Source organism: Streptomyces sp. NPDC031497 (assembly GCF_055580905.1).
Genome location: NZ_JBVIKO010000022.1, coordinates 118,126 through 141,727, shown reverse-complemented (window position 1 = coordinate 141,727; position 23,602 = coordinate 118,126). Strand labels below are relative to the sequence as shown.

The 23,602-nt window shown below is 66.4% G+C and carries 20 protein-coding genes; 10 read left to right on the top strand and 10 right to left on the bottom strand.

The features are described 5' to 3' along the window. Positions 1 to 64: 64 nt before the first annotated feature. Both ACZ5K7_RS35775 and ACZ5K7_RS35770 read left to right on the top strand, forming a co-directional pair. Entirely contained in the window at positions 65 to 865 is an 801-nt protein-coding gene (locus tag ACZ5K7_RS35775) for an SDR family oxidoreductase (protein ID WP_468920358.1), read from the top strand. 215 nt (positions 866 to 1,080) lie between these two features. Then, on the top strand, positions 1,081 to 2,169 hold the full coding sequence (locus ACZ5K7_RS35770) for an alpha/beta hydrolase (RefSeq protein ID WP_468920261.1): 1,089 nt from the start codon (positions 1,081 to 1,083) through the stop codon (positions 2,167 to 2,169). 111 nt (positions 2,170 to 2,280) lie between these two features. Here ACZ5K7_RS35770 and fabG read toward each other — a convergent pair whose 3' ends face one another. From fabG to ACZ5K7_RS35755, 3 genes are all read right to left on the bottom strand, one after another. Next, positions 2,281 to 3,000 (bottom strand): 3-oxoacyl-ACP reductase FabG, encoded by a 720-nt coding sequence (gene fabG, locus ACZ5K7_RS35765; RefSeq protein WP_468920258.1) that lies wholly within the window; start codon positions 2,998 to 3,000, stop codon positions 2,281 to 2,283. Positions 3,001 to 3,065: 65 nt separating this feature from the next. Then, positions 3,066 to 3,542: a GNAT family N-acetyltransferase gene (locus ACZ5K7_RS35760; RefSeq protein WP_468920355.1), complete on the bottom strand. Its 477-nt coding sequence runs from the start codon at positions 3,540 to 3,542 to the stop codon at positions 3,066 to 3,068. Between the two features lie 566 nt (positions 3,543 to 4,108). Beyond that, positions 4,109 to 5,455, bottom strand: coding sequence for an FAD-binding oxidoreductase (locus ACZ5K7_RS35755; RefSeq protein WP_468920255.1), 1,347 nt, complete (start codon positions 5,453 to 5,455; stop codon positions 4,109 to 4,111). Positions 5,456 to 5,732: 277 nt separating this feature from the next. Between ACZ5K7_RS35755 and ACZ5K7_RS35750 the strand changes: the two genes are divergently transcribed. The 4 genes from ACZ5K7_RS35750 to lpdA all read left to right on the top strand — a co-directional run bounded on the left by ACZ5K7_RS35750 (position 5,733) and on the right by lpdA (position 9,975). Then, the gene (locus tag ACZ5K7_RS35750) at positions 5,733 to 6,335 is read left to right on the top strand and encodes an HdeD family acid-resistance protein (protein ID WP_468920252.1); all 603 of its coding nucleotides are present in this window, start codon (positions 5,733 to 5,735) and stop codon (positions 6,333 to 6,335) included. Between the two features lie 213 nt (positions 6,336 to 6,548). Further along, positions 6,549 to 7,376: an enoyl-CoA hydratase/isomerase family protein gene (locus ACZ5K7_RS35745; RefSeq protein ID WP_468920250.1), complete on the top strand. Its 828-nt coding sequence runs from the start codon at positions 6,549 to 6,551 to the stop codon at positions 7,374 to 7,376. A 149-nt stretch (positions 7,377 to 7,525) separates the two neighbouring features. Beyond that, a complete protein-coding gene (locus ACZ5K7_RS35740) occupies positions 7,526 to 8,392 on the top strand; it encodes an alpha/beta fold hydrolase (protein WP_468920248.1) in 867 nt (288 codons plus the stop codon). Positions 8,393 to 8,574: 182 nt separating this feature from the next. After that, entirely contained in the window at positions 8,575 to 9,975 is a 1,401-nt protein-coding gene (gene lpdA / locus ACZ5K7_RS35735) for a dihydrolipoyl dehydrogenase (RefSeq protein ID WP_468920245.1), read from the top strand. Positions 9,976 to 10,018: 43 nt separating this feature from the next. On the opposite strand, the gene ACZ5K7_RS35730 is transcribed toward lpdA, so the two are convergent. Beyond that, the gene (locus ACZ5K7_RS35730; RefSeq protein WP_468920242.1) at positions 10,019 to 11,530 is read right to left on the bottom strand and encodes an FAD-dependent monooxygenase; all 1,512 of its coding nucleotides are present in this window, start codon (positions 11,528 to 11,530) and stop codon (positions 10,019 to 10,021) included. A gap of 225 nt (positions 11,531 to 11,755) precedes the next feature. On the opposite strand from ACZ5K7_RS35730, the gene ACZ5K7_RS35725 reads away from it, so the two are divergent. After that, positions 11,756 to 12,475, top strand: a complete 720-nt coding sequence (locus ACZ5K7_RS35725) for a hypothetical protein (protein WP_468920239.1) — start codon at positions 11,756 to 11,758, stop codon at positions 12,473 to 12,475. Between the two features lie 173 nt (positions 12,476 to 12,648). Beyond that, a complete protein-coding gene (locus tag ACZ5K7_RS35720; protein WP_468920237.1) occupies positions 12,649 to 14,064 on the top strand; it encodes an FAD-dependent monooxygenase family protein in 1,416 nt (471 codons plus the stop codon). A 30-nt stretch (positions 14,065 to 14,094) separates the two neighbouring features. On the opposite strand, the gene ACZ5K7_RS35715 is transcribed toward ACZ5K7_RS35720, so the two are convergent. The 5 genes from ACZ5K7_RS35715 to ACZ5K7_RS35695 all read right to left on the bottom strand — a co-directional run bounded on the left by ACZ5K7_RS35715 (position 14,095) and on the right by ACZ5K7_RS35695 (position 20,993). Further along, a complete protein-coding gene (locus tag ACZ5K7_RS35715; protein WP_468920234.1) occupies positions 14,095 to 15,075 on the bottom strand; it encodes a GlxA family transcriptional regulator in 981 nt (326 codons plus the stop codon). Between the two features lie 72 nt (positions 15,076 to 15,147). Then, a complete protein-coding gene (locus ACZ5K7_RS35710; RefSeq protein ID WP_468920232.1) occupies positions 15,148 to 17,235 on the bottom strand; it encodes a hypothetical protein in 2,088 nt (695 codons plus the stop codon). Then, the gene (locus ACZ5K7_RS35705; protein ID WP_468920230.1) at positions 17,232 to 17,552 is read right to left on the bottom strand and encodes a hypothetical protein; all 321 of its coding nucleotides are present in this window, start codon (positions 17,550 to 17,552) and stop codon (positions 17,232 to 17,234) included. The genes ACZ5K7_RS35710 and ACZ5K7_RS35705 overlap by 4 nt, the downstream gene beginning before the upstream one ends. Positions 17,553 to 18,567: 1,015 nt before the next feature. Further along, on the bottom strand, positions 18,568 to 19,485 hold the full coding sequence (locus ACZ5K7_RS35700; protein ID WP_468920353.1) for a phytoene/squalene synthase family protein: 918 nt from the start codon (positions 19,483 to 19,485) through the stop codon (positions 18,568 to 18,570). 20 nt (positions 19,486 to 19,505) lie between these two features. Then, entirely contained in the window at positions 19,506 to 20,993 is a 1,488-nt protein-coding gene (locus ACZ5K7_RS35695) for a long-chain-fatty-acid--CoA ligase (RefSeq protein WP_468920227.1), read from the bottom strand. Positions 20,994 to 21,336: 343 nt separating this feature from the next. Here ACZ5K7_RS35695 and ACZ5K7_RS35690 point away from each other — a divergent pair, with 343 nt between their 5' ends. Then, positions 21,337 to 22,095 (top strand): enoyl-CoA hydratase/isomerase family protein, encoded by a 759-nt coding sequence (locus ACZ5K7_RS35690; protein WP_468920224.1) that lies wholly within the window; start codon positions 21,337 to 21,339, stop codon positions 22,093 to 22,095. Positions 22,096 to 22,375: 280 nt separating this feature from the next. After that, positions 22,376 to 22,873, top strand: coding sequence for a MarR family winged helix-turn-helix transcriptional regulator (locus ACZ5K7_RS35685; RefSeq protein ID WP_468920223.1), 498 nt, complete (start codon positions 22,376 to 22,378; stop codon positions 22,871 to 22,873). Here ACZ5K7_RS35685 and ACZ5K7_RS35680 read toward each other — a convergent pair. Continuing rightward, positions 22,854 to 23,594, bottom strand: coding sequence for a class II glutamine amidotransferase (locus tag ACZ5K7_RS35680; RefSeq protein WP_468920220.1), 741 nt, complete (start codon positions 23,592 to 23,594; stop codon positions 22,854 to 22,856). The genes ACZ5K7_RS35685 and ACZ5K7_RS35680 overlap by 20 nt on opposite strands. Between the last annotated feature and the right edge of the window lie 8 nt (positions 23,595 to 23,602).

Below are 23,602 nucleotides of genomic sequence, written 5' to 3'. Positions count from 1 at the left end.
AGGCGCCGTGGTGCTCCGTGACGATGAGAAGACCTGATCAGTCGCTACGGAAGACGTGCTGCACATGAGCCACCCGCATGAGCGCCAGTTGCTATCCGGCCGGACCACCTTGGTGGCGGATGCCACGGAGGGCATGGGCGAGGAAATGACGCGGGCACTGCTCCGGGCGGGAGCCACAGTGGTGATCACCGGATGCGACGCCGAACGGATGTCCCGACTCGCCGGGCGATGCGAAGAGTCAGGTGCGGGCATCCCGGTCACCGAGATGGTCGCTGTCGGCAGCGCCGATCGGGCGGCCGTACGCGAACAACTGGCGCGGTACGACCCCCTCGACGGCGTTCTCCTCGGAGGCCTCCCGGATCAGGACCGTGCCCGGTCTTCCCTTCTCGGCGCGTCCGACGCGGACTGGAAGGACGCCGTCGGATCGGATCTGGGCAGCCACTTCCACGCGCTGCTCACCCTTTCTTCGCTGCTGTCCAGCCAAGGCGCGCTCGTCTATCTGAACCGCACAGACGCCGCAACTCTCCTTCCGGGGTTGACGGGAGCGGTGAACGCGGCCAAGACGGAGATGGTGCGGTCCTTGATGACCGAACTGCGTCCCACCGGGCCGCGGGTTTATGAACTCGTCCTCGACGCGTTCCGTCCTGGTTCGGCACCGGTAACCGATGCGGGCCGGACGCATCCCATCGGCGCTGAGGAGATCGGATGGCACGCCGCTCGTCTCATCGCCGGCGTAGGAAGCGATGTCGGTTCCCCCGTGCAGTATCTGATGGGCGGTGAAGGCGGCGTATATGACCTCGGAAGGAGAGCCGGAACGTTCAATCAGACGGTGTGGTCCTGGATGCGGCGCCAGTGCTGGCAATGAATTCCCCCACACCGGCGGTTCGTAGCGAGATCACTCATGAACCGGTTGGGGCTGGCATCAGACGGCAGTCGTTTGACCGAAGCCCGGATTCTCCAACTGACGGATGCTTTTTCCGCGATTCCCCGTACTAAGAGCGGGTATCCCGTCCGTCCTGTGGGACGCGCCTCGTCCGCGCATGGCCGGGCGGTATTTCGGCACCCATCACAAGGAGACAGATGCGCTTCACACGCGTTCGCGTCAACCGTCAGATCGCGCTCACCACCGCCATCTCACTCGTCACGGTGGCCACCGTTGCCGTCACCGCCGCGGCAAGTCCCGGTACGCAGCCGGCAGTAGGCCAGAATGCCGGTTCGGGGGTGGTACTGGAGAAGGACGCTCAGGTGTTCGCCGATTCTGCGGCTCAGGGCCCGCCGATCTACACCCTTTCCTACGCTGCCGCCCGCAAGACGCTCGACGATGCCCAGTCGGGCCCGGTCGACGTTCTTCCGGCCGACGTGAGCCACCGGACCCTGCCCGTCGGCCCCACCGGCAAGGTGACCGTGCGGATTGTCCGGCCCAAGGGAGCGCGCGGCAAGCTGCCCGTCGTCATGTACTTCCACGGAGGCGGCTGGGTGCTCGGTGACGAGAAGACTCACGACCGCCTGGTGCGGCAGATCGCCAATGGAGCGCACGCCGCGGTGGTCTTCGTCGACTACACGCCCTCGCCCGAGGCCCGCTACCCCATTGCCATTGAGCAGGCGTACGCGGCCACCGAGTGGGTTTCCCAGCACGGAGGGGAAGTCGGCCTGGACGGCTCGAACATAGCCGTCGCCGGCGACAGCGTGGGCGGCAACATGACTGCCGCTGTCACGTTGATGGCCAAGGAACGCCGTGGGCCGAACCTGCGCGGCCAGGTGCTCTTCTACCCGGTCACCGACGCCAACTTCGACACGGCCTCCTACGGAGAGTTCGCCGACGGCCCCTGGCTGACCAAGAAGGCCATGCAGTGGTTCTGGGACGCCTACGCGCCGAACAAGAAGGACCGCAAGGAGATCCTGGCTTCGCCGTTGCGCGCCAATCTCAATCAGCTCAAGGGCCTGCCGAAGGCGCTTCTCGTCACTGACGAGGCCGACGTCCTGCGTGATGAGGGCGAGGCATACGCGGCCAAGCTTCGTGCGGCGGGCAACGATGTCACCACGGTGCGCTACGCGGGCGTCTTCCACGATTTCGTCATGCTCAACGCCCTGAGCCAGACGAACGCGGCCAAGGCGGCGGTCGGTCAGGCGAATGGCTTCCTGCGGACCGCACTTCGCAGCGGCTCCTGAATTCCCGAGCGGGCGCTCCCACACGTGACGACACGACGTGTGGGGGCGCCCTTTCGCGGCGGGGCCGAGATACAGGCCCGCCGCGAGCGGGCGCGGCTTCTCCCTTCCCGGTCAGTGCCCCATACCTACTCCGCCGTCGACGGGAATGACCGCTCCGGTGATGTACGCGGCGGCTTCGGACGCGACGAACGCGACAGCGGCGGCGATTTCCTCCGGCTGGCCCGTCCTGCCCAGCGGAATGTGGTCGACCACTGCTGCCCGCTGCTCCTTGGTGAGGTCCGCGCTCATCGCCGTCTCGGTCAGGCCGGGGGCGACCACGTTACAGGTGATGTTGCGTGGGCCCAGTTCACGAGCCAGGGAGCGGGCGAAGCCCACCAGGGCAGCCTTCGAAGCGGCATAGTTGGCCTGGCCGGCCTGCCCGGCCAGACCGGCAGCGGACGAGATCAGCACGACACGGCCCCACCGGGCGCGGAGCATCCCGCGGTTGGCACGCTTGACGACCCGGAACGTCCCGACGAGGTTGGTGTCGAGAACACTGGTGAAATCCTCCTCCGTCATCCGGATGAGCAACTGGTCCCTGGTGATGCCCGCGTTGGCGACCAGCACTTCCACAGAGCCGTGAGCAGCCTCGATCTCCTTGTACGCCTGCTCGATCTGCTCCGCGTCGGTGATGTCGCACCGTACGGCGAGTACGCCGAGGTCCACCAGGTCGGCCGGTGGCTCGCCGGTCCGGAAGGTGACGGCGACCTTGTGTCCCTCGGCGACGAACTTCTCGGCGACCGCGCGGCCGATGCCGCGGTTACCGCCGGTGATCAGGACTGAACGAGACATGCTGTGGTCTTTCATTCGATGGGACGGGACTTGCCGCACCGTCTCGGCGCGGCTGTCGGATTCCGTCAGGTCGGGACGCACACGCACGCAGATGTGGCGTCTGGTGTGGGAAGCGACCCGGCCACGGGCAACGCGAAATGGACCAGGGCGTCGGGAGAGCCAGAGCGGGCAGCGTGCATGGTGCGCGCACCCATGCCGCGGCAGATCGCGGTCATACGATGGTTGTCGGGCGAAGTCACCACCTCGACCGTATGTATACACAGCGTATCCGCATGTGCGAGCGCCCAGTGCGCGAGGGCGGTGCCCAGGCCGTCGTCCTGCCAGGCATCAGCCACCAGCAGCGCCAGTTCCCCATGACCACCGGACCCACTGCGCAGCAGATGGGTCACGGCAACGATTTCATCGGGTTCGTCCACCGGGGTGGTCACCCAGGCGATGCTGTGTCCGGGACGGGTGAAGTGTGCCCACTCGCGTTCGGTCAGCGCGGATCGGACCGTCTGGTACCGGCTGAAGATCGTCTGAGGGGAGCAACGGGCGTGCATGGCGTTCACGGTCGCGAGGTCCGATCCGACCGCCTGCCGGGTCACGGTCGCCCGGCCCGACCGGATTCGGATCGGATGGACTGCGAGGGCCGGTGTACCAGAGCTGCTGGCTTTTGATGAACCATCAGGGGTCACTGTGAGGTCCTGTCATGGGGCGCGGCTCCGTGAGACGAGCGCGCAGGCTGCTCCGTTGCGGACCGTGACGAATTTGCCCAGCCCGACCGGGGTGAGACATCGATGTCAGGCTCATGTGCGGCACGTGAGTGTGGAATTAATCGATCGCCTGGACGCCCCACCGTCGGGGATGAGAAGCGGGCACACTCGGCACACACAAGGTATGAGACGAGCCTACAGCTACATACACAGGAATGCCTTGCACGGAGCTGTCGGAGCCATGGACGAACCCGTGATCCGGCACAGACGCAGGCCGGGTGCCCGGAGTGCCCGCGCTCTGCGACCACGAAAGCATGTGACGTGCTCACGGAATGGCCCGGTCATCTGCCCACCTGCGCCCCGCGGCGAAAGGATTCCTCGCACCAGCCAGGGTGAGTACCCACGAACCATGGTCAGTGGGCCACCGGAACCGACGGAAGGGCGAAGTTGTTGTCGAAGAGGTGTCCGGGATCGTAGTGAGCCTTGAGCCCGATCAGCCTGTCCAGAACCGGGCCGGGGAAGGCCTCCCGCAACGGCGCCATGCCTGTGCGGGTGTCGAAGCTGAGATAGAGGCCGTCGATGTGCGGGGCGAGGGTCTCCCAGCGCCGGTCCAGTTCGTCTTCCAGCGCGGGCACCGTCGCCGCCATCAGGGAGAAGTTCTGGGTCCGGTGCGCATAGGCCGTGGCAGAGGCCGGAGTATCGTTCACCGCGCCGCCGACGGAGCGCAGTTGCACGATGCCGGTGCCCGCCGCCACCGTGGTGATGCCCTCAGCGGTGGCTTTGTCCAGGTGGTGCAGTAGACCCGACCGTGACACGGACAGCTGTTGCTGGGCGGCATGCGGCTGGTGACTGGCGGGCAGCAGCTGGTGATACGGCATGACGGAGAGGTTGCTGCGCAGCACCGGCCCGGCAAGGCGCAGCGGACGAAGGACGTCGCGTGCGGTGTCCGCGTCGGCACCCTCGTACACCGTCATCGCCTGAGCGACAGGACGCCCGCCGGGGCCCCTGACCAGAGTGAGGAAGCTGGTGACTTCGCGGGGGGAATCCTCTACCGCCGCACCCCAGCGGGTGAGGAAAGCGACCGTGTCGGCCGCGTCGTACATGGTGATGTCGACGCCGACAGCGTCGACGGCGTCCACCTGGAACTCGAAGGCCGTCACGATACCGAAGTTGGCGCCTGCGCCGCGGACAGCCCAGAACAGGTCCGGGTCGTGTCCGGCGTCGGTCCGTACGGTAGTGCCGTCCGCCAGAACCAGTTCCGCCGCGCGTACGTGGTCGATGGTCAGCCCGTGCCGCCTGGCCATGAGCCCGATCCCGCCGGCGGTGGCCAGCCCTCCGACACCGACATCGCCCGTGTCCCCCGAGGACACGGCCAGCCTGTACGGCGCCAGGGCAGCGGCGACATCCCCCCAGCGCGCCCCCGCTTCGACACGCACCCGCCGCGAGCCGGCGTCGAGCACCGTCACCGAGGCGAGCCGGGACAGATCGACGACCAGCCCTCCGTCGTTCGTAGAACGCCCGCTGATGCCATGGCCGCCGCTGCGTACGGTGAGTGGCAGATCTTCATGCCGGGCGTAGTCCAGTGCCGCCATGATGTCGTGCTCGTCGCCCACCCTCAGGACGGCGGACGGAGAACCCGGCCGGGTGTAGGTGTGCCGAACGGATTCATAGCCGGCCTCGCCGGGCCGTACTGCGATGGCGGCGAGACGCTCGGGCAGTGTGCGTGGGAAACCTGGTGTGGTACCGAGAGGAAACGACATCAGCAACGCCTTCGACAGGAGGGGAGAGGGCGGGTCGGCATGGTCCGTCCCGCGGAACTGCCTCCCGAAGACCACCGCTTGACCGGACTTGTCCGTGTGCCACGTGTGGCCGCCGCGTGTTCGACGAGCCTAACAAAGGGCGTGTGAGAACACCCGGTTGTCGCCGGCGACTGAGCCGCGCCATCGCCCGGGTCCGTAAGTCAGATGACCGATGGGGCTCAGCCTTCCAGCCCTAATGCTGGGCACTACCCCCCATCGGAAAGGAGCTGCGGACATCATGCCCGTCGCCAACGAGGCGCCAGATGGTCGCCTGAATGAATCGAAGTTCGTGGAGCTGCTGGGAGACGCGGCCTGGCGCGTGATGATCGCTGGCGGCGTTGCCGCCGCCGTACTGGGGGTGATCGCCCTCGTCTGGCCCGGCGTCACCCTGACCGTGGTGGGTCTGCTGTTCGGAATCTATCTGCTCGTCTACGGCGTGACACAGCTGGTCGGCGCGTTCGGGCCGCACCTGACGGCCGGGTTTCGGGCTCTGCTGGTGCTCAGCGGCGCGCTGAGTGTTCTGCTCGGACTCATGTGTTTCCACAGCGTGGCCCAGTCGGTTCTGCTGCTCGCGGTCTGGATCGGCTTCGGCTGGCTGCTGAGCGGAATCTCACTGACCACGGCGGCGATCTCGGGGCCCCCTCGTCCCACCAGCGGCTGGAGCGCCTTCGTGGGCGTCCTCACCATCCTGGCTGGGCTCACGGTTGTCGTGTGGCCGTTCTCGTCCATCGCCGCCCTGACAATCGTCGCGGGGATCTGGCTGTTTGTCATCGGGGTCACCGAAATCGTGCACGGCATTCAGGTGCGTCGACACGGCACCGCCCAGGGGACGGTCGCCTGATTCCGCTGGGTGAGCGAAAAAACGTGTGAGTGAAGCTGCTGCCATTGGCCCGATTCCATCGCTTAATGACCAGTCACGCCTTGGCTGTCTCGGGCTTCCCGGCAGAGGGTGGCAGGTATGGGGCTTTGCCGCTGCCGGTGTGATCCGGCGGCAGCCCGCGCTGGGTCACCTGATACCCAAATTGGCATAGAAAACTACGAAATGAGATCTTTTATGTCCGACAATCCAGCGAAGAGTGCACACGCTCCCGTGAAGCTCGAACAGGTGAGCCCTGGCTACTGGCGGGTGACGTTCGACAATCCTCCTCTCAACCTCTACGAGCCCGAGACGGAAGCGGCCCTCGCGGAGATCGTCGACCGACTCGAAGCCGATCCCGACGTCAAAGTCGTTGTCTTCGACAGCGCCCTGCCGGACTTCTTCATCGCCCACCTCAACCTGGGCAGGGCCGCCGAATTCGGTGAAGGAATGCCTACCTGGTTCGACATCGTTGGCCGACTCGGCAACGCCCCCTTCATCACGGTGGCCTCCGTGCGGGGCCGCGCCCGCGGCATCGGCAATGAGCTGCTGCTGGCTCTCGACGTACGGTTCGCGAGCCGTGAGAAGGCCGTCTTCGCACAGCTGGAGATCGGTACCGGCATCATTCCCGGCTGCGGTGGTCTGCAGCGCCTTTGGCGGCTCACCGGGCGGTCCCGTGCGCTGGAGGTCATCGCCTCGGGTGACGACTATGACGCGGACACCGCCGAACGGTACGGCTGGATCAACCGAGCGGTGCCCGATGCCGAACTCGACGCTGTCGTCGACCGCTTCGCCCGCCGGCTCGCCCACTTCGACGCCGCGGCGCTGCGCGCGGTGAAGGAGATCCTCAACGAGGAAGTGTCGCCTCCCAGCGAGGCCGCGCTTGCTTCCACGCACGAGCGCTTCGCCGGGCTGCTCGCCAGGGACTTCGTCCAGGAGCGCCTGCAGCTCTCGGCGAAGGCCGACCCGGAGGTCGTCTACAACCTGGAACTGAACATGGGTGAACGGCTCGGTCCGCGCGACTGAGCCACAGCAGGACCTTGTGCGCCGCGAGGCCACAAAAAGCCGGTCGATCACCCGCGCCTGCCACGACCGGCTTTGTTCCAAAGCCGCGACCGGACAGAGCGCGGGCCCCTTCCACACCTTCCAGCACCCCGCACAGAGAGGCCGGCCTCGTGACCGCCGAGACCCAGCAGAGTCAGATCAGCACGCCCAATCTTCAGGTGACGGCCGCGGACGATGTCACCTACCGTTATCGCCGGTTCGGCACCCCCAGCCAGAGTGACCTGCCGCTGGTGTGCCTCGTGCACTTCCGCGCCACGCTCGACAACTGGGACCCCGAGTTCGTCGACACGATCGCCGCGGAACGAGAGGTCATCTTGGTGGACCTCGCCGGCGTCGGCGGCTCCACGGGCACCACCCCGAACACCGTCGAGGAGATGGCCTACAACGCCATCGCCTTCCTTGACGCCATTGAGCTAAAGCGCTACGACCTGCTCGGTTTCTCTCTCGGCGGCTTCATTGCCCAGGAGATAGCGCTCTTCCGCCCGTGGCAGATCCGCCGGCTCGTCCTGGCCGGCACCGGGCCGAGGGGCGGCCGCGACATTCACCTGTACACGGCCGGCGCCATTCGTGACGCTGCTTTCGACGATGCTCCCTCCGCTCAGAACCTGCTGACCCTCTTCTTCGAGAAGAGCGACTCCAGTCAGGCCAAGGGCGTTGAGTTCCTTAAGCGTCTCGCGCTGCGTACCGCCGAGCGGGACGAACCGTCGACCCTGGCCGTCCGCGACGCGCAGCTCACCGCGATCTCCGCCTGGGGTGTCCGCGACGACTCCCGTCTGCAGCGTCTGGAATCCATCCGGCAGCCTGTCCTGGTGGCCAACGGCGACAACGACGAAATGGTCCCCACCCAGAACACCTACCTGCTGGCCGAGCACCTGCCCAACGCGAAGCTCAGCATCTACCCGGACGCTGGCCACGGCTTCCTGTTCCAGTACCCCGCCGAGTTCGCCGCCGAGGTGAACGCCTTCCTCGGCAGCTGACGAGGCGGCCACCGCATGGCGCGATTGGGCCATGGCCGGGCCCTGCCCCGAACGGGGAAGGGCCCGGCGTCCGGCTGCTCGGCCACCGGACTGTCGTGCACTCGGCGACGGCAGTCGGCACACACCGCCCCCGCGTGCAACATGGATCGGGCGGTCATTTACCACCGGAGGGAAAACTGATAATGGGCGCACACTACGACGTTGTCGTCCTGGGAGCGGGCCCGGGCGGATACACGGCCGCTGTCCGATCGGCGCAGCTGGGCCTGCGAACGGCGGTCGTCGAGGAGCGCTTCTGGGGCGGCGTCTGCCTCAACATCGGCTGCATCCCCGCCAAGGCGCTGCTGCGCAATGCTGAATTGGCCCACATCTTCACCCAGGAGGCCAAGACCTTCGGGATCGAGGTGGACGGCCAGGTGCGTTTCAACTACGGCGAGGCGTTCCGGCGCAGCCGACGCGTGGCGGACGGGCGCGCGAAGGGCGTCAACTTCCTGATGAGGAAGAACAAGATCGCACAGCTGGAAGGGCGCGGTCACTTCACCGACGATCGCACGCTGCGGGTGACACTTGCCGACGACGCCACGGAGACGGTCACCTTCGACCATTGCATCATCGCCACCGGAGCCGGCGCCAAGCTTCTGCCCGGTACCCGGCTGAGCGAGCGTGTGGTCACGTTCGAGGATCAGATCCTGGCAGAAGAGCTGCCGGAGAGCATCGTCATCGCCGGTGCAGGTGCCATCGGTGTCGAGTTCGCCTATGTGCTGCACAACTACGGGGTGCGCGTCACGATGGTGGAGTTCGCGGACCGGCTGGCCCCCCTCGAGGACGAGGAGGTCTCGGCCGAACTGGCGCGGCGCTACCGCAGACTCGGTATCGAGGTTCTGACCTCCACCCGGGTCGAGAGCATGTCCGAAGAGGGCGGCAAGGTCCGGGTGACCGTTTCGCGCAACGGTCAGAGTCAGGTTCTGGAGGCGGACAAGGTGCTGCAAGCCCTTGGCTTCCAGCCCAATGTGACGGGCTACGGCCTGGAGAACACCGGTGTACGCCTCACTGAGCGTGGCGCCATCGACGTCGACGGGCGACTGCGCACCAGTGTGCCGCACATATTCGCGATCGGCGATGTCACCGCCAAACTTATGCTGGCACACGCGGCCGAATCGATGGGAGTCGTCGCGGCCGAGACCATCGCGGGCGCGGAGACCATGGAACTCGACTACACGATGATGCCCAGGGCCACCTTCTGCCAGCCGCAGATCGCCAGCTTCGGCTGGACGGAGAAGCAGGCGCGGGAACGTGGTTACGACGTCAGGGTGGCCAAGTTCCCTTTCACCGCCAACGGCAAAGCCCAGGGTCTCGGTGATCCCGTTGGCTTCGTGAAGATCATCAGTGATGGGAAGTACGGCGAGTTGCTGGGAGCGCACCTCATAGGCGCGGATGTGACCGAGTTGCTGCCGGAGCTGACACTGGCGCAGCAGTGGGATCTGACCGTTCATGAGGTCGCGCGCAATGTGCATGCCCACCCCACGCTGAGCGAGTCGGTCAAGGAGGCTGTGCACGGTCTGGCCGGTCACATGATCAACATGTGACCGGCCAGACCGCGACCCGGACGAGGGAACATTCCGCGCGAAGTCAGAACCGCGCGGGTAGAGCCTCAAGCGCCTTGACCGTGTCAGTCATGAAGTCATCCGTGCTGGCGGGCAGTTCGGTCGCCCACCAGACATGTCCGTCCGGCCGTACCAGGGCCGCGGTGACTCCGGACCAGGCGTGGTCCCCGGTGGTCGTGAGCTGACTGGAGCGGACCGCGACACCGGCCTCAGCCGCCCGAGCGGTCACCTTTTCGGCAGGTCGGACACCGTTCATGACGAGCAGTACCGCGCGCCCGTCACGCACATGCGGGAAGACTTCCCGGCCGTCGGGGTCGTGCGCCCTTGCCCCGGTGAGGGGATGGGCGTTTGGTGCCGTGGGCGGGTAGGCGGTGTCGATGCCCGAGAGCTTGCCGGCCAGCATTCTGGAGAATCCGGATGCGTGACCTATGGCATCGCTGAGCAGCGAACGCAAGGCGCTGACGTCCGGAGTGAGGCCTGTGATCAGGGCGCTCTGCGCCAGCGTGTGTTCCGCGAGCTCCTCTCCGACCGGATGCCGCTCGGAGTGATAGGTGTCGAGGAAATCGGGCTTCGCCCGGCCCTGTACGACCGCCGCCAGCTTCCAGCCGAGGTTCATGGCGTCCTGCAGACCAACGTTGAGACCGACACCGCCGGCGGGGAAGTGGCTGTGCGCGGCGTCACCAGCCAGCAGTACCCGGCCCGAGCGGTAGGACACGGCCAGCCGGGTCGCGTTCCCGAACCGGGTGAGCCAGGAGGGATCACGCATGCCGAAGTCGGTGCCGGCGATGCGCTGTGCGGCGTTCCGCAGCTCGTCCAAGGTCAGGGGGCCGCGATGCTGGTTCAGCGGGTCGTAGCCGGTGACGCGATACCTGCCGTGGGGGAGTGGCACCACCAGAAGCCGGCCAGCCTCGTTCAGGGCGGCGAATCCGGGAGTTTCCGGCGGGCTGTCGAGTATCACTTCACCTAGATATCCGTAGGCCGATGTCTCGGCGCCCGGGAAGCCGATGCCGGCCTGCTCGCGAACGGTGCTGCGGGTGCCGTCGGTGCCCACCACATAATCGGCCGTCACCTCGTACAGGCCCTCAGGCCCACGCACCTGCAGCGTCACGCCCTGGTCGTCCTGGCTGAGAGAGGCCAGTTCATGGCCGCGCCGGATCTCGGTACCCAGCTCTACGGCGTACCGTTCAAGCAGTTCCTCCGTCGCCGACTGCGGGTAGGCGAGCATGAAGGGGAACGGCGTGGGCAGCTGCCGGAAGTCCAGGCGGGTGTCCAGCATGCCGAAGTGCCAGTTCGGTATGGGGCGGCCCGCTGCCAGGATGTCGTCGTGGCGGCCTCGCATGGCCAGGACTTCCACCGTACGGGGATGCACCCCCAGGGCCTTTGAATGGGGGCTGCGCTGGATGTCCTTCTCCAGGACCAGGGGGCGCACCCCCATGAGGGCCAGTTCGTGAGCGACCCACAGGCCGACGGGACCGCCGCCGGCGATGACTACCTGGTAGGCCGATTGCCGGCTGTACGTTGCTCTGGTCTCGGACACGCTGCCTCGATTCCGGGAGACGGGACCACCGCAGAGCCTCTAATGACCATGCGGTCACTAAGAAGGTTAGAACCGAACCCCGCACTGTCCAAAAAGTCCCGGTAAGTCAAATGGCTGATACTGATGTCGGACGGCGGCCACAGACTGGCATGACGGGGCCGCGGGACATGAGGAACACCTGCGGCGGCCGCACGTGAAGCCGCAAGAGAACACGGGAGCAAAGCAATGAGTGACCTACTCGGTACCGCGATCGAAGCACACGGAGGACTGGAGCGGTTCGACCGCTTCTCGTTTCTGACCGCCAAGCTCCACCAGGGCGGGGTCCTGTGGGGCCTCAAGGGCAAGCCGACCGTCCTGGAGGACTGCAACGTACGTGTCGACCTCAAACGCGAGTGGGTCTCGCACTGGCCGTTCGCGCCGACCCAGAATCGCTCCTCCTTCACCCCTGACAGGGTGACGATCGAGACTCCACAGGGAGAGGTGGTCGAGGAACTGGACCAGCCCCGCAAGTCGTTCGAGGGGTACGAGATGGAGACGCCCTGGAGCGACACCCAGGTCGCTTACTTCAGCGGATACACGATGTGGACCTATCTCACGTCGCCGTTCATTCTCAAGCGGCCCGGCGTGACAGTCGAGGAGATCGAGCCGTGGCAGGAGCGGGGTGAGGAGTGGCGGCGTCTGAGGGCCGTGTTCCCCGACAGCATCGCCACCCACAGCAGGGTCCAGACGTACTACTTCAACGCGGACGGACTTCTCGTCCGTCACGACTACGAAGTGGACATCCAGGGAAGCAATCCGGCGGCTCGGTACCTCATCGATCCCGTGGAAGTCGAGGGGATCACGCTGCCGTCGAAGCTGCGCATCTACCCCCGCCAGCCCGACAACACACCCGCTCCGGAGCCGCTGATCGTCTCCGTCGACCTTTCCGACTACCGCTTCGAGTGAGAACCCGCGCTGGGGCGGGCACCGCATGACGAGCCTGATGTCTTCAGCGCCCAGAATCACGAGGGGGTATGCCCGAAGCGGCATACCCCCAGTGATACGTGCCCGCGTGTAGGGAGATACATTTTAAGGCGGTTGGTCAGCACCCTCGAGTCTGCGTGGAGAAGCGTGTGTCTGTGTCACCGATCGCAGTGTTCCAGCGTCTTGGCACCTCACAGTTGCACGCGAAGACCTCGGTGCTGTTCGGAACGGCTCATGTTCTGGGCGCGGGTATCGCCGGGCTGGCCGCTGCCCGGGTTCTGTCCGATCACTGTGAACGCGTTGTGGTGATCGACCCCGATGAAGCGAGCGTCCGCCCCAGCGCCCGGCCGCGGTCCGGCGTGCCGCAGGGATCCCAGGTCCATACGCTGATGCCGGGTGGCAGCAGGCAACTGGAGCGCTGGTACCCCGGCATCCTGAAAGAGGCCGGTGAGCGGGGCGCAGTCCTGGCCGGACCGGACGACACGGTGTCGTACCTCGACGACATCGCCCAGATCAGGACCGCCAACATCGAACTGCTGTTGAGCAGCCGTCCTTTCCTCGAGAACTTGGTGCGTGAACGCACGCTCGCCCTCCCCAACGTCCACATGGTCACCGGCCGCGCGGTAGGTCTGGCCTGTGACCGCAACTCCGTTGTCGGTGTTCGGTGTGATATCGCCGGAAGCGAGACTGTCCAGCCCACCGACTTGGTCGTGGACGCCACAGGAAGGGGTAGCCGCACACCGGACTGGCTGGCGGCGGAGGGGTGGCCGCGACCGGAACTGCAACGCCTCCAAGTCGGAATCCGTTACGCGACCGCATATTTCGAACGCCCGCGCGACTGGGCGGGGCCTTTGAGCGGTATATCTCGTTACACTCCTCGTTCGGCCGCCAAGGAACTCGCGGGTGCGGCTGTCAACGCGGTCGAGGACCAGCAATGGTCCATCATGCTCGCCTCATACGACGACAGCACGCGAGACATGGACGTCGACGACTTTCGGGCCCGATGTTGCGACCTTCAGCCTCTGTACCAGAAAGCCGCGGCGGGAAAACCGATCAGCGGCGTGACGACCTTCCGGCACCCCGACAGCCGATGGCGCCACTTCGAGACCCTCGACCGGATACCCGCTCGTCTGGTGGTCGTCGGGGACGCGGTGGCGTCATTCAACCCGGTCTACGGCCAGGGCATGACCTCCGCGCTGCTCCACGCCTCATGCCTGTCGGAGTACCTCCGCTGCGACCCAGACCCCGGACTGCCGGCCAGGCATTTCTACGACGTGCAGCAGGTCGTTGTGGCCGCGGCCTGGCAGACCTCGACAGCCGCGGACGTCGCGCGTCTGGCCGGCGTCGGGCAGCCGGGCAACCTGGGGGAGCGCCGTGTCGCCTGGGCCATGCGGCAGGTCATGACCGCGGCGATGTCCGACATCGAGGTGGCCACAGCCATGCGGGCGGTCGGTTTCATGATCGCCCACCCTGCGACGCTGCTGGAACCCGGTTTGGTGCGAAAGGCGGCACGCTTGAACGGCGTGACGCAGGAGGAACTCTCCCGTGAGTACGACGCGCTCACGACATGATCGGCGACCCGAGCGAAGGCCGCAGAGCCCTCAACCGATAACCGCCGTCGCGGCACCCGGATCCGCGGCCCGGAACGTGCGGCGGTAGGCCAACGGTGACACACCCAGTTCGGCGTTCATGTGCTGACGCAGCGATGTGGCGGTGGCGAAGCCGACCTCCGAGGCGATCTGGTCGACGGTCATGTCGCTGGATTCCAGCAGTTGCCTGGCGCTGTCCAGACGCTGCTTGATGAGCCACTGCCGCGGTGTCTGCCCTGTCTCGTCGCGAAAGCGCCGAGTGAAGGTACGCAGACTCATGTGCGCGTGCTGGGCCAACTGTGGGAGAGTCAGTGGTTCCTCCAGCCGCTGCAGTGCCCATTGGCGCGTCCGTGAGGTGGACGCGCTGCGGTCGTCGGGGACCGGACGCCGGATGTACTGGGCCTGCCCACCCTCGCGGAACGGCGGTACCACGCACCGCCGAGCCGCTTCGTTGGCCAGGCTCGCCCCGTGATCGGTGCGAATCAGATGCAGGCACAGGTCGACCCCGGAGGCCGCACCCGCCGAGGTGATCACAGCCCCGTCACCGACGAAGAGGACTCCCTCGTCGAGCTGGATGTGGGGATACCAGCGACGGAACAGCGGAGCGCATTCCCAGTGCGTGGTGGCGACCCGACCATCGAGCAGACCGGCCGCGGCCAGGATGAAACCGCCGGTGCAGATCGAGGCGAGCCGGGTGCCTGAACCAGCCCTGCGGAGCGCGGTGAGGACCTCGTCCGGGAGTTCCCGGGTCAGTCGGGTCGGATCGATCGGTGTGACGATCACCGTGTCGGCCGATTCGAGCAGCTCTGGCCCATACCGTGGGGTGAGGGAGAAACCCGCGTTGGTCTCTACCGGCCGGCCGTCCACCGAACAGATGTCGACGGCATAGCAGCCCTCGGCGGCACCCAGGATCCGGGCCGGTATCCCCAGCTCGAACGGATAGACCCCATCCAGCGCGAGAACGGCGACTCGGTGACGGCGCGGACTACTCATGGCCCGATTCTATCGGACACCATCTTTTACGCCGGTCGGCAAGATCGTGCGTAGCCGCGAAGGAGAGGACAATCACTCCGGGCCGTTCCCGGGGCGGGAACGCAGTCCCGGGGCGCGCAACAGGGGACTCGGTCCGCCCAACCGAAGAACCCCTGTCCATTGGTCACGCTGCCAGTCGCTCAGCGACCGCCGCAGTTTCCGCATTGCCTCCCGGTCGGCCGCCGGGTCCGTCTCCGCACCGGGTGCCAGCTCGCGCAGGAACACCCGATTGCGCGGCCCTCTCTCGACTCGCAGGACCGAGAACCAGGTGCCGGGCGCGAAGAGGACCCAGTCAGGGTCACCGGCCTCTAGCACCGCTGTCCGGCGCCCCCGCACGGACAGGGTGACCACGTCCGTGTTGCCCTGCGTACCCGAAGCCCATGAGAAGGCGGCAGCGCACCAGTCCTCCTCGATGACGGTCGGCTGACCGGCGTACCAGGACACGTCGTCGGCGCCGAGAGAGGCGTACGAGAGGACGGGTCCACGGAAGCGTGGCAGTCTGCGCCAGCCGTCGACGAGGAGCTGGAAGCCGGCCTCATGAGCTGAGTGGCCGACGGCCGTCCCCGTGTCGCGTGTGAAACCTTCCGTGAGCAGGTACAGGCGCAGTGCCGTCAGTTCGTGTTGGGCGTCGGCTGTCGATCCGCCGCGCAGCAGGGCAGGCTGCCCGCGCAGTAGTTCACCGACTCGGGCGGAGGAGTCGTCGTAGCGCTGGCCATAAGCCGTGCGCAGCCAGCCGACGGCGGATTCGTCGTCGCCCGCTTCCTCCTGGGAAGCCTGGGCGGAGGGCGCGGCGGCAGTCACGCCCCCTGGGCCGGTCAGGCCGCGTGGCTCCGCGGCGAGCACGTGCCCGGGCACCACCTCGACATGCGCTCCCGCACCATCGGCGGCCTCCTGGGCGATTCGCGCGGCGAGCTGGTAAAGATCCGGCTCCTCACCGGCACCACGATCCTCGTACATCACCATCTCGTGATGCGGATCGGAGGCTGCCGAGCGAACGGCGTCTGCGTGAGCCGGCTCGTTCGCGCCGCGTATCCACAGACCGCATGACGTCACTTCCACGATGGTGTCGGGCCCGTACCAGTAGATGCCGGGGCTGACCATAGGCAGTTGGCGGACCGGCCAGGCGTGCTCGGTCACCAGAGGAGTGCATGGATTCCCGCTCCGCTGCGGCGGCAGCTGGACGATTTCCTGCGTCATGAGACGTCGCCCGAGCGATCCGTCGGGATGCACAGCGCGTACGGAGTGGGGGTCGGGTGCCGGGCTGTCCGCACCCCCCGTGACCGGAAGACCGGTGTACCAACGCACGGGGGCGCCCACGGCCTCGGCGAGAACCTGTGCGAGGGGGCTTCGCTGCGGCACCTCGACCGCGCCGAAGCAGACCAACCTCGCCGCCAGCGCGATATGTTCGGGCAGCGTTTTCCACAGGCGCGTCAGAGCGTCGAACGGCACCGGCGCGCCACCGGGGGCACCGACCACGACGGTGACCGAATCGGTCCTGGCACGCATCCTGCGAGTCAGCAGGACGCGATGCCGCTGCATAGCCGTCGTCTCCTCCGCGGGGCGCACCCACAGTCCGGCGGCGATCGGCTCCACGGTGAACTGGGGGGTCAGCGGAAACGGCTCGCCGGGGAGGTCTGCCTCCCACCCGGGCAGCGGAAACCGGCGCCCCTGCCATGACTCGCCGCCGTCCGGGCCGTACCGGATCCATCCCGGGCCGCGGTCGCAGCTGATGAACAGGGCACCCTCGGTGGTCGGCCACGGACGTCCGACCGCGGTCACGACATACCTGTGCAGTCGCCCGGCCAGCCATCGCCCTGCAGTGGCGGCGCCTCCCGGCGGTGTGCGCCCGAAGACGAGCCGCAGTTCGGAATCGCCCTGGGGCAGCGCCTGGGCCACCGCCTCCATGATGTGCTCATCTGCCCCGTCCGGGACGTCGACGACGACCAGAGTGGAGTCCGAGTCCCGCGCCAACTGCGCGGCGAAGCGCCGGGAACGCTGGTCCAGCGCGCCGAGAGGATGGATGAGCCAAGCTGCGCCCGCCGATCGGCAGATCATGCGAGGGGCCGGCTCGTCCGCGGTGCTGTGCTCGCGCGTGGCCCTGGCGCCCGAGCGCTTGCTCAATGTCCGGTGCCTGTCTGCCACAGCGTGCGTCCCGACAGCCGGATCTCCACGTTGCCGTCAGCTGTCAGGACGAGTACCGCGCCAGGGTTGCCGTTGGTGTACGAGGACCACTTGACGTTGCCCTGAGAGTCGTACATCGCCAGACAGCCGTCGTCCTGGAAGACCGTCTGGAAATCCGACCCGGACGTCTGCGTGGTCCATCGGGTCACACCTCTTTCGTCGGTGACGACGAGGTTTCCGCCCGATGTCATCGCGAGTGTGCCCTTGCCCCAGCTCAGAGACTGCCCGGGGTTGAGCACGGCGGTGGCCTGAACCACATAGGGCTTCTGCGTGGCAGTAGCCGGTGTCGACGGAGCCCCCGCCCCCGACGATCCATGGGGTGCCGAAGGTGCGCTGTGAGGATTATCCGACGGCTGTCCGGGCGACGGCGACGATGTCGGGGACGGTTGCCCGGAGGCAGTGGCCGTCGCCGTGTTGGCGGTGCGCGGGGTACTGGGAGAATGCCTTGCCCGGGGATGGGAGCCGGCCTGTGCAGGTGTCCCGTCCATCGTGGCGGTCACGGTGACCTCCACATCCGGAGTGGTGTCGGAACCTGAGCCGCTGTGGTGTCGGGCGATCGTGGCCGCCGACACTGCCACCAGCCCGACGCACACGGCGGCGACCGGTACGATCACCCGTCTGCCCCGTCGCCGCCGCGGCGGGCCAGCGTCGGCCGTCACGTCGCCCGACGCGGGCCCGGAGGCGTCAAGTCCTTCAGGGCCCTCGGTGTCCGGCCGTGGCGATGCGTTTGTCGAATGGGCGGCCTGGGACAACTGCCCGGCTTCGTCTCGGCCGAGGACGGCTGTGTCGTTCGGCTCCCGGATGTGGTGGTCCGCCGGTTCCTCCAGCCACGGGAGATCATCCGCCCATAGTGCGGGCTCACCGGTAGCGGAGCCGGACCGTACCGGCACATTCGTTCCATCGACGTCGCCGGTCAAACGGGCTTCGTGCTGGGGCACTTGACGGCCATTCATCTGCAGAACTCCACCGTCCTGGTATGCAAACAGGCATGGTTCCCCGCTCACCTGTGCCGGAAGTAGGTGTGAAACCGCCGTCACGGCCGGGCTATCTGGTCTCGTGAGGTGGAAGGGGCGGGTCAGGCATGCTGGCACGCTGTGGGGCACGTTGCCGGTATCCGCAGGCGCAGGCTAACACAGAGAGCGCGGGCCAAGAAGATACGTGTCTACTGTCATGAAACGAAGGTTCGACCGAACCGAGTACCAACCGACCCCTCCGCGGGCACCGACGCGAGGGGGAGAACACCCTCGCGCGCTCGGCTCAGGCGGCTGATACTCAGCGAATCCGGCCCAGCAGGCCGGCGAGTGCGATCTTCGTCTTCTGCCGTGAGGTCAGTGAGACCCGGCCGCTCATGACCGCCCTGGGGTTGGTCTCTATCGCGCCGAGCAGACTACGGTAAATACCCGCCATGGCCCCCACACACGCCCTGCTGCGACGGTCGAGCATAGGTAGCAGGCGAAAGCCGTCCTGGAAGAGCCGACGGGCCCGGTGCGCCTCGTGGAGGACCAGACCATCGAAATCCGAGCCTACGGGTATGTCTCCGGCGGCGAATTCCGCATCTCCGCATCCGAAGCGTTCGATGTCTTCGGCAGGTAGGTAGCGCCTGCCCATTTCGGCGTCTTCGCGAATATCGCGCAGTATGTTTGTGACCTGGAGAGCCAACCCGAGCGTGTCGGCGTACTGCTCTCCTAGCCCGGTGTCCGAGCAGCCGAAGACACCCAGAGACAGCCGCCCGATGGACCCGGCCACACAACGGCAGTAGACCAGTAGATCGTCGAAGTCCTTGTAATCCGTCTGCTCGATGTCCATCATGACGCCGGCGATGAGTTCATGAAAGGCCGTGAGCGGAATCGGAAAACGCTGAGCGGCGTCGGCGAGTGCTACGCGCACCGGGTCAGCCGCATCCGGACCGTCCACACGACCGGCGATGATGTCGTCCACCATCGCGCTGACGCGACCGAGCAGCTCCTTCTTCTTCTCGGTCCCCAGGTTTCCGTCGCCGATGTCGTCCACTCGGCGTGCCATCGCGTAGATGGCAGACATGGCCCGGCGCTTGGGACCGGGGAGGAGCCGGACCCCATAGCTGAAGTTCTTGGCCTCGTTGCGCGTCACTTCCTCGCAGTGGCGGTACGCGGCCCGTACATCAAATTCCCGTTCGGGTGAGACATTTCCGAGATCGGTCACGCTTGTCATCTCTTCCACTCGTGGCAGGGTCACTGAGAAAGCCGGATCTCCCGCTTCAGGATCTTCCCGGTGGATCCTTTGGGCAGAGAGGGCAGAATTCGGACGATGCGCGGGTACTTGTAGGGGGCGACGTGCTCCTTGACGAAGGACCGCAGAGCCTCCGGCGTGACATCGGCACCCGGAGCCACCACCACGGCCGCGGCGACCTCTTCGCCGTAGGTTTCGTGCGGAACACCGATGACCGACGCCTCCACGACGTCCGGATGCTGGTAGAGCACTTCCTCGACCTCACGGGGGTAGACGTTGTAGCCTCCCCGGATGATCAGGTCCTTCTTGCGGTCGACGATGAAGAAGTAGCCCTCGTCGTCCTGGCGGGCCAGGTCTCCCGTACGAAACCAGCCGTCCGGAATCGCCTCGGCCGTGGCATCCGGCTGGTTCCAGTAGCCGGACATGACGCTGGGGCCGCGCACGGCGATCTCACCGATCTCACCAGCCGCCACGTCCCGGCCACCCTCGTCCACCAGGCGCACCTCGACTCCCTCCAGCGGAGTGCCGATCGAGCCGGCCTTACGAGGCCTGTCGAGATGATTGAACGTCACCACCGGCGAGGTCTCGGACAGGCCGTACCCCTCGGCCACCGCACAGCCGAAGCGCTTCTCGAAGGCGTGCAAAACCTCCGTCGGCAGCGGGGAACCACCGGACACGCACACCCTGAGAGCCGGCGCCTCGGGCCCCGCAGTGAGCCGCGGCTGCTGCAGCAGGGCGCTGTACATCGTGGGTACGGCCACGAAGATGGTCACACCCAGGTCGCTGAACATGGCCAGTACCTGTGCCGGATCGAAGCGGGGCACCAGCACCAGACAGGCGCCCCGGCGAATCGCGGAGTTCATGCTGCCGGTCTGCCCGAACGCGTGAAAGAGCGGCAGGCAGGCCATCATGACGTCCTCAGGACGGACATGGACGACTCGGTCCGCCAGTACCTCGGCGTTCTGTCCCAGGTTGCCGTGAGTGAGTGTGGCGCCCTTGGGCCTGCCCGTGGTGCCGGATGTGTAGAGGATCGCTGCGACATCGTTGTCAGACCGGGAGATGAGGGGCGTGATCGGCGTGGTCTCGTCCACGAGCGGACCACCCGCGCCGACAGCGCGGACAAGAGTCCCGGTCGTGGCCGCGGCGGCTGTCGCCTCCGAGAGCGCCTGCTCGAACACGAACAGGCGCTGCGCTCCCGAGTCGGCCAGACAGTGCTCGATCTCCTGCCGCTTGAGCAGCGGATTCATCGGGACCACGACTCCGCCCGCGCGCAGCACTCCGTAGTAGAGCGCCACGAAGGCCGGGACGTTCGGCAGCATCACCGCCACGCGATCGCCGTCGCGCAGACCTTCGGCGCGCAACATCCCGGAGATACGGGAGGCGGTGGTCTCCAGCTCCGTGTAGCTCACCACGGTGTCACCGAACCGGAGCGCGGGCCGGTCAGGGTGGTTTAGTGCCGCATTCGACAGATTTTCGGCGATGTTCGGCAAGGTTCCTCCTGCTCGACAGCCCCGCAACGGCGCGGTGCGTGACGCTGGCGGCCGTCTGCGACGCCGCACGACCATCACACGTGTTCGGCGAGCAACATAACAGGTTGCCGCCTCGGGTTGGATCGCAGTCAGATACGTTTGGCTGAACCTGCACGCCTGACGTGCGGCCCGCAACAGCCGTTGCGGGTGGCCCCGTTGAGTGCCGGGACCAGCGTCCTCGTACCGGCCCGGCGCCCCGTGCGCGGATGTGGCTGGTCAAATGACTGATGCGCCCCAGGAGAAACACCGGAAACATGTAGCGGGCGGCACGCATTGCGCGCGCCCGAGTGATAGGGAGCAGAAAATGACCGCGTGGACCGTTGAGCGCTCCGGTGCTGTGGCCGTGCTGACCTTCAGCCGGGCACCGGAGAACTTCATCGACTTCAGTTCCGTGATCCGGCTCGGCGACCTGCTGGAGGATATTTCTCAGCAATCTGAGGAGATCAAGGCGGTACTGCTGGCGAGTGGGCTCGACGACAAGTTCATAAATCACGCGGAGCTTTCCGACCTGGCTCGGGCCGGTGCCGGCAAGGCCGACAAGGCAGAGCTCGGATCGTGGTCGCGTGCGCTGCGTCTGCTCGAAGAAGTTCCGCAGCCGACGATTGCCGCCGTCGACGGGCTCGCATCCGGTGGAGGAAACGAGCTTGCGTTGGCGTGCACCCTACGGGTGGCTTCCCCGAAGGCGCTCTTCCAGCAGCCTGAGATCACGGGCGGCATCATCCCCGGCGGGGGTGGAAGTGTTCGCCTGCCGCGGCTCGTCGGACCGGGCAAGGCCGCCGAAGTGATCCTCACGGGCAGGGCGTTCACCGCCGAGGAAGCGCTGCGCATGGGATGGATCAACGCCGTTCTTCCGTCAGACGACTTCCTGGGTAAAGCCGTGAACTGGGTTGCGGAGATCGCCAAGAACTCCGGGCCCGCGCTGTACGCGGCAAAGGAGTCGATCGTCACCAGTTCGAAGCTTCTCTTCCAGGAGGCCCTGACCACGGAACGGCGCCTGTTCTCCGGCCTCACGGCACACCTCGCAGCGGGAGACGGAGCTTCGACCGGTTCCGCTGCGTCGTGAGGCGGAATTTGCGCGTGATGCGTTCGCCGAACGTACACGTGCTGTGTCCAGCAGCTTCTTTTGTTCCGGGGTGAGAAGCTTCAAAGTGTTCTCATTCTTCGCCCAGCCGTTCATCAGGGCATGGGAACCGCCGAGGCTCAAAGAGTAGGACCACATACTCCTTCCCCTTTCGAACCTATTCCATTCTTCTGCCCACTTCATGAGATGAGCGGCCCGCTGTCGTGGTGTGTATTTGAAAGGAATCATGCTTGGCTCTACATCTTAGGTGATTGTGAATACAGTGGACGAAAAGTGTGCACGCTGGCTGAGCGAAGCCGAACAGGGCGTGTGGCGTACTCAGTTGGATGTGAACCGGCTTCTGACGAAAAGGATCGATGGAGATCTTTATCGGTTCGGGCTTACGGTGCACGACTATGAGATTCTTGCGCGGCTGCACGGCGCTGGCGGTTTCCGCATGCGGATGGGCGATCTCGCTGCGGCCACGGGGCAATCCAAGAGCAGGATTTCACAGCGGATCACTCAAATGGAAAAATCCGCTCTCGTGTTTCGCCGACATTGCGAGACCGACCGTCGGGTTCTGTACGCTGTGCTCACCGAGCAAGGATTGGAGAAACTGAGCACAGCGTCCCCCTACTATGCGGCCGCTGTACGCAGCCACTTCACCGATCTGCTGTCGCCGGAATCCGTGACCGACCTGGAGAAGGCACTCAAGCCGGTCATCGACCATTTGCGGGGCGCCTCATCCGGGCCCGCGCGGCTCAGGCCTCGTGGACGCTGACCTCCAAGCTGCCGGATCGCAGTTCCAGCACACCGCGTTCCGGAACCGCACGCCACGGTGGCGCGGGCTGGAGCCAGCCGGTGGAGGCCACGACGACCTTGTCGGAGTCACACCGATAGCGCAGCCCGAAGTAGTCCGGTCCCCGGCGTGCGATGACCTCGGAGCGCGGATCGTGCTCGGCGTAGGCGTAGAGACCTTCCCGCGTCAGCAGCAGGCAGTTCAGGCTGACATAGCGCTCGGATCGGCTACGGATGTCGTCGGCCGTCTGCTGCAAGGCCTTCACGGGATCCAGACCGTTCTGGAGCCGACGGCGTACCGCGAGGTGAAAGCGCTCGCTGTCGGTGTCGCCCTCGGCCTGCGCAAGCACCTCCGGCCCGATGAGGTCGTCCAGCACCGTGGACGGTGTGAAGTCGCCGTTGTGGGCGAGGGCCGTGGTGTCGTCCCCGAAGGGATGGGTGTTGGCCTGGGTGACGGGGAAGCCCGGGCTGGCCATGCGCAGATGGAGCAGAGCGGCGTCGGTCCGGGTCACGCGCAGCTGCGACTTCAGCGGCTCGCTTACGTCGCCGCGGCCCGCTGCCTTGACGATGTCAACGGTCCCCTCGGGCCGCCGGGCGCCCACCCCCCACCCGTCCTTGTGTTCGTCGGCCTGTGCCAGGAAGGGCACCAGATCATCGATCAGCAGCTCGTCGATCGGTCGAACCGTCCTGGACACGACACCCATAAGCCGGC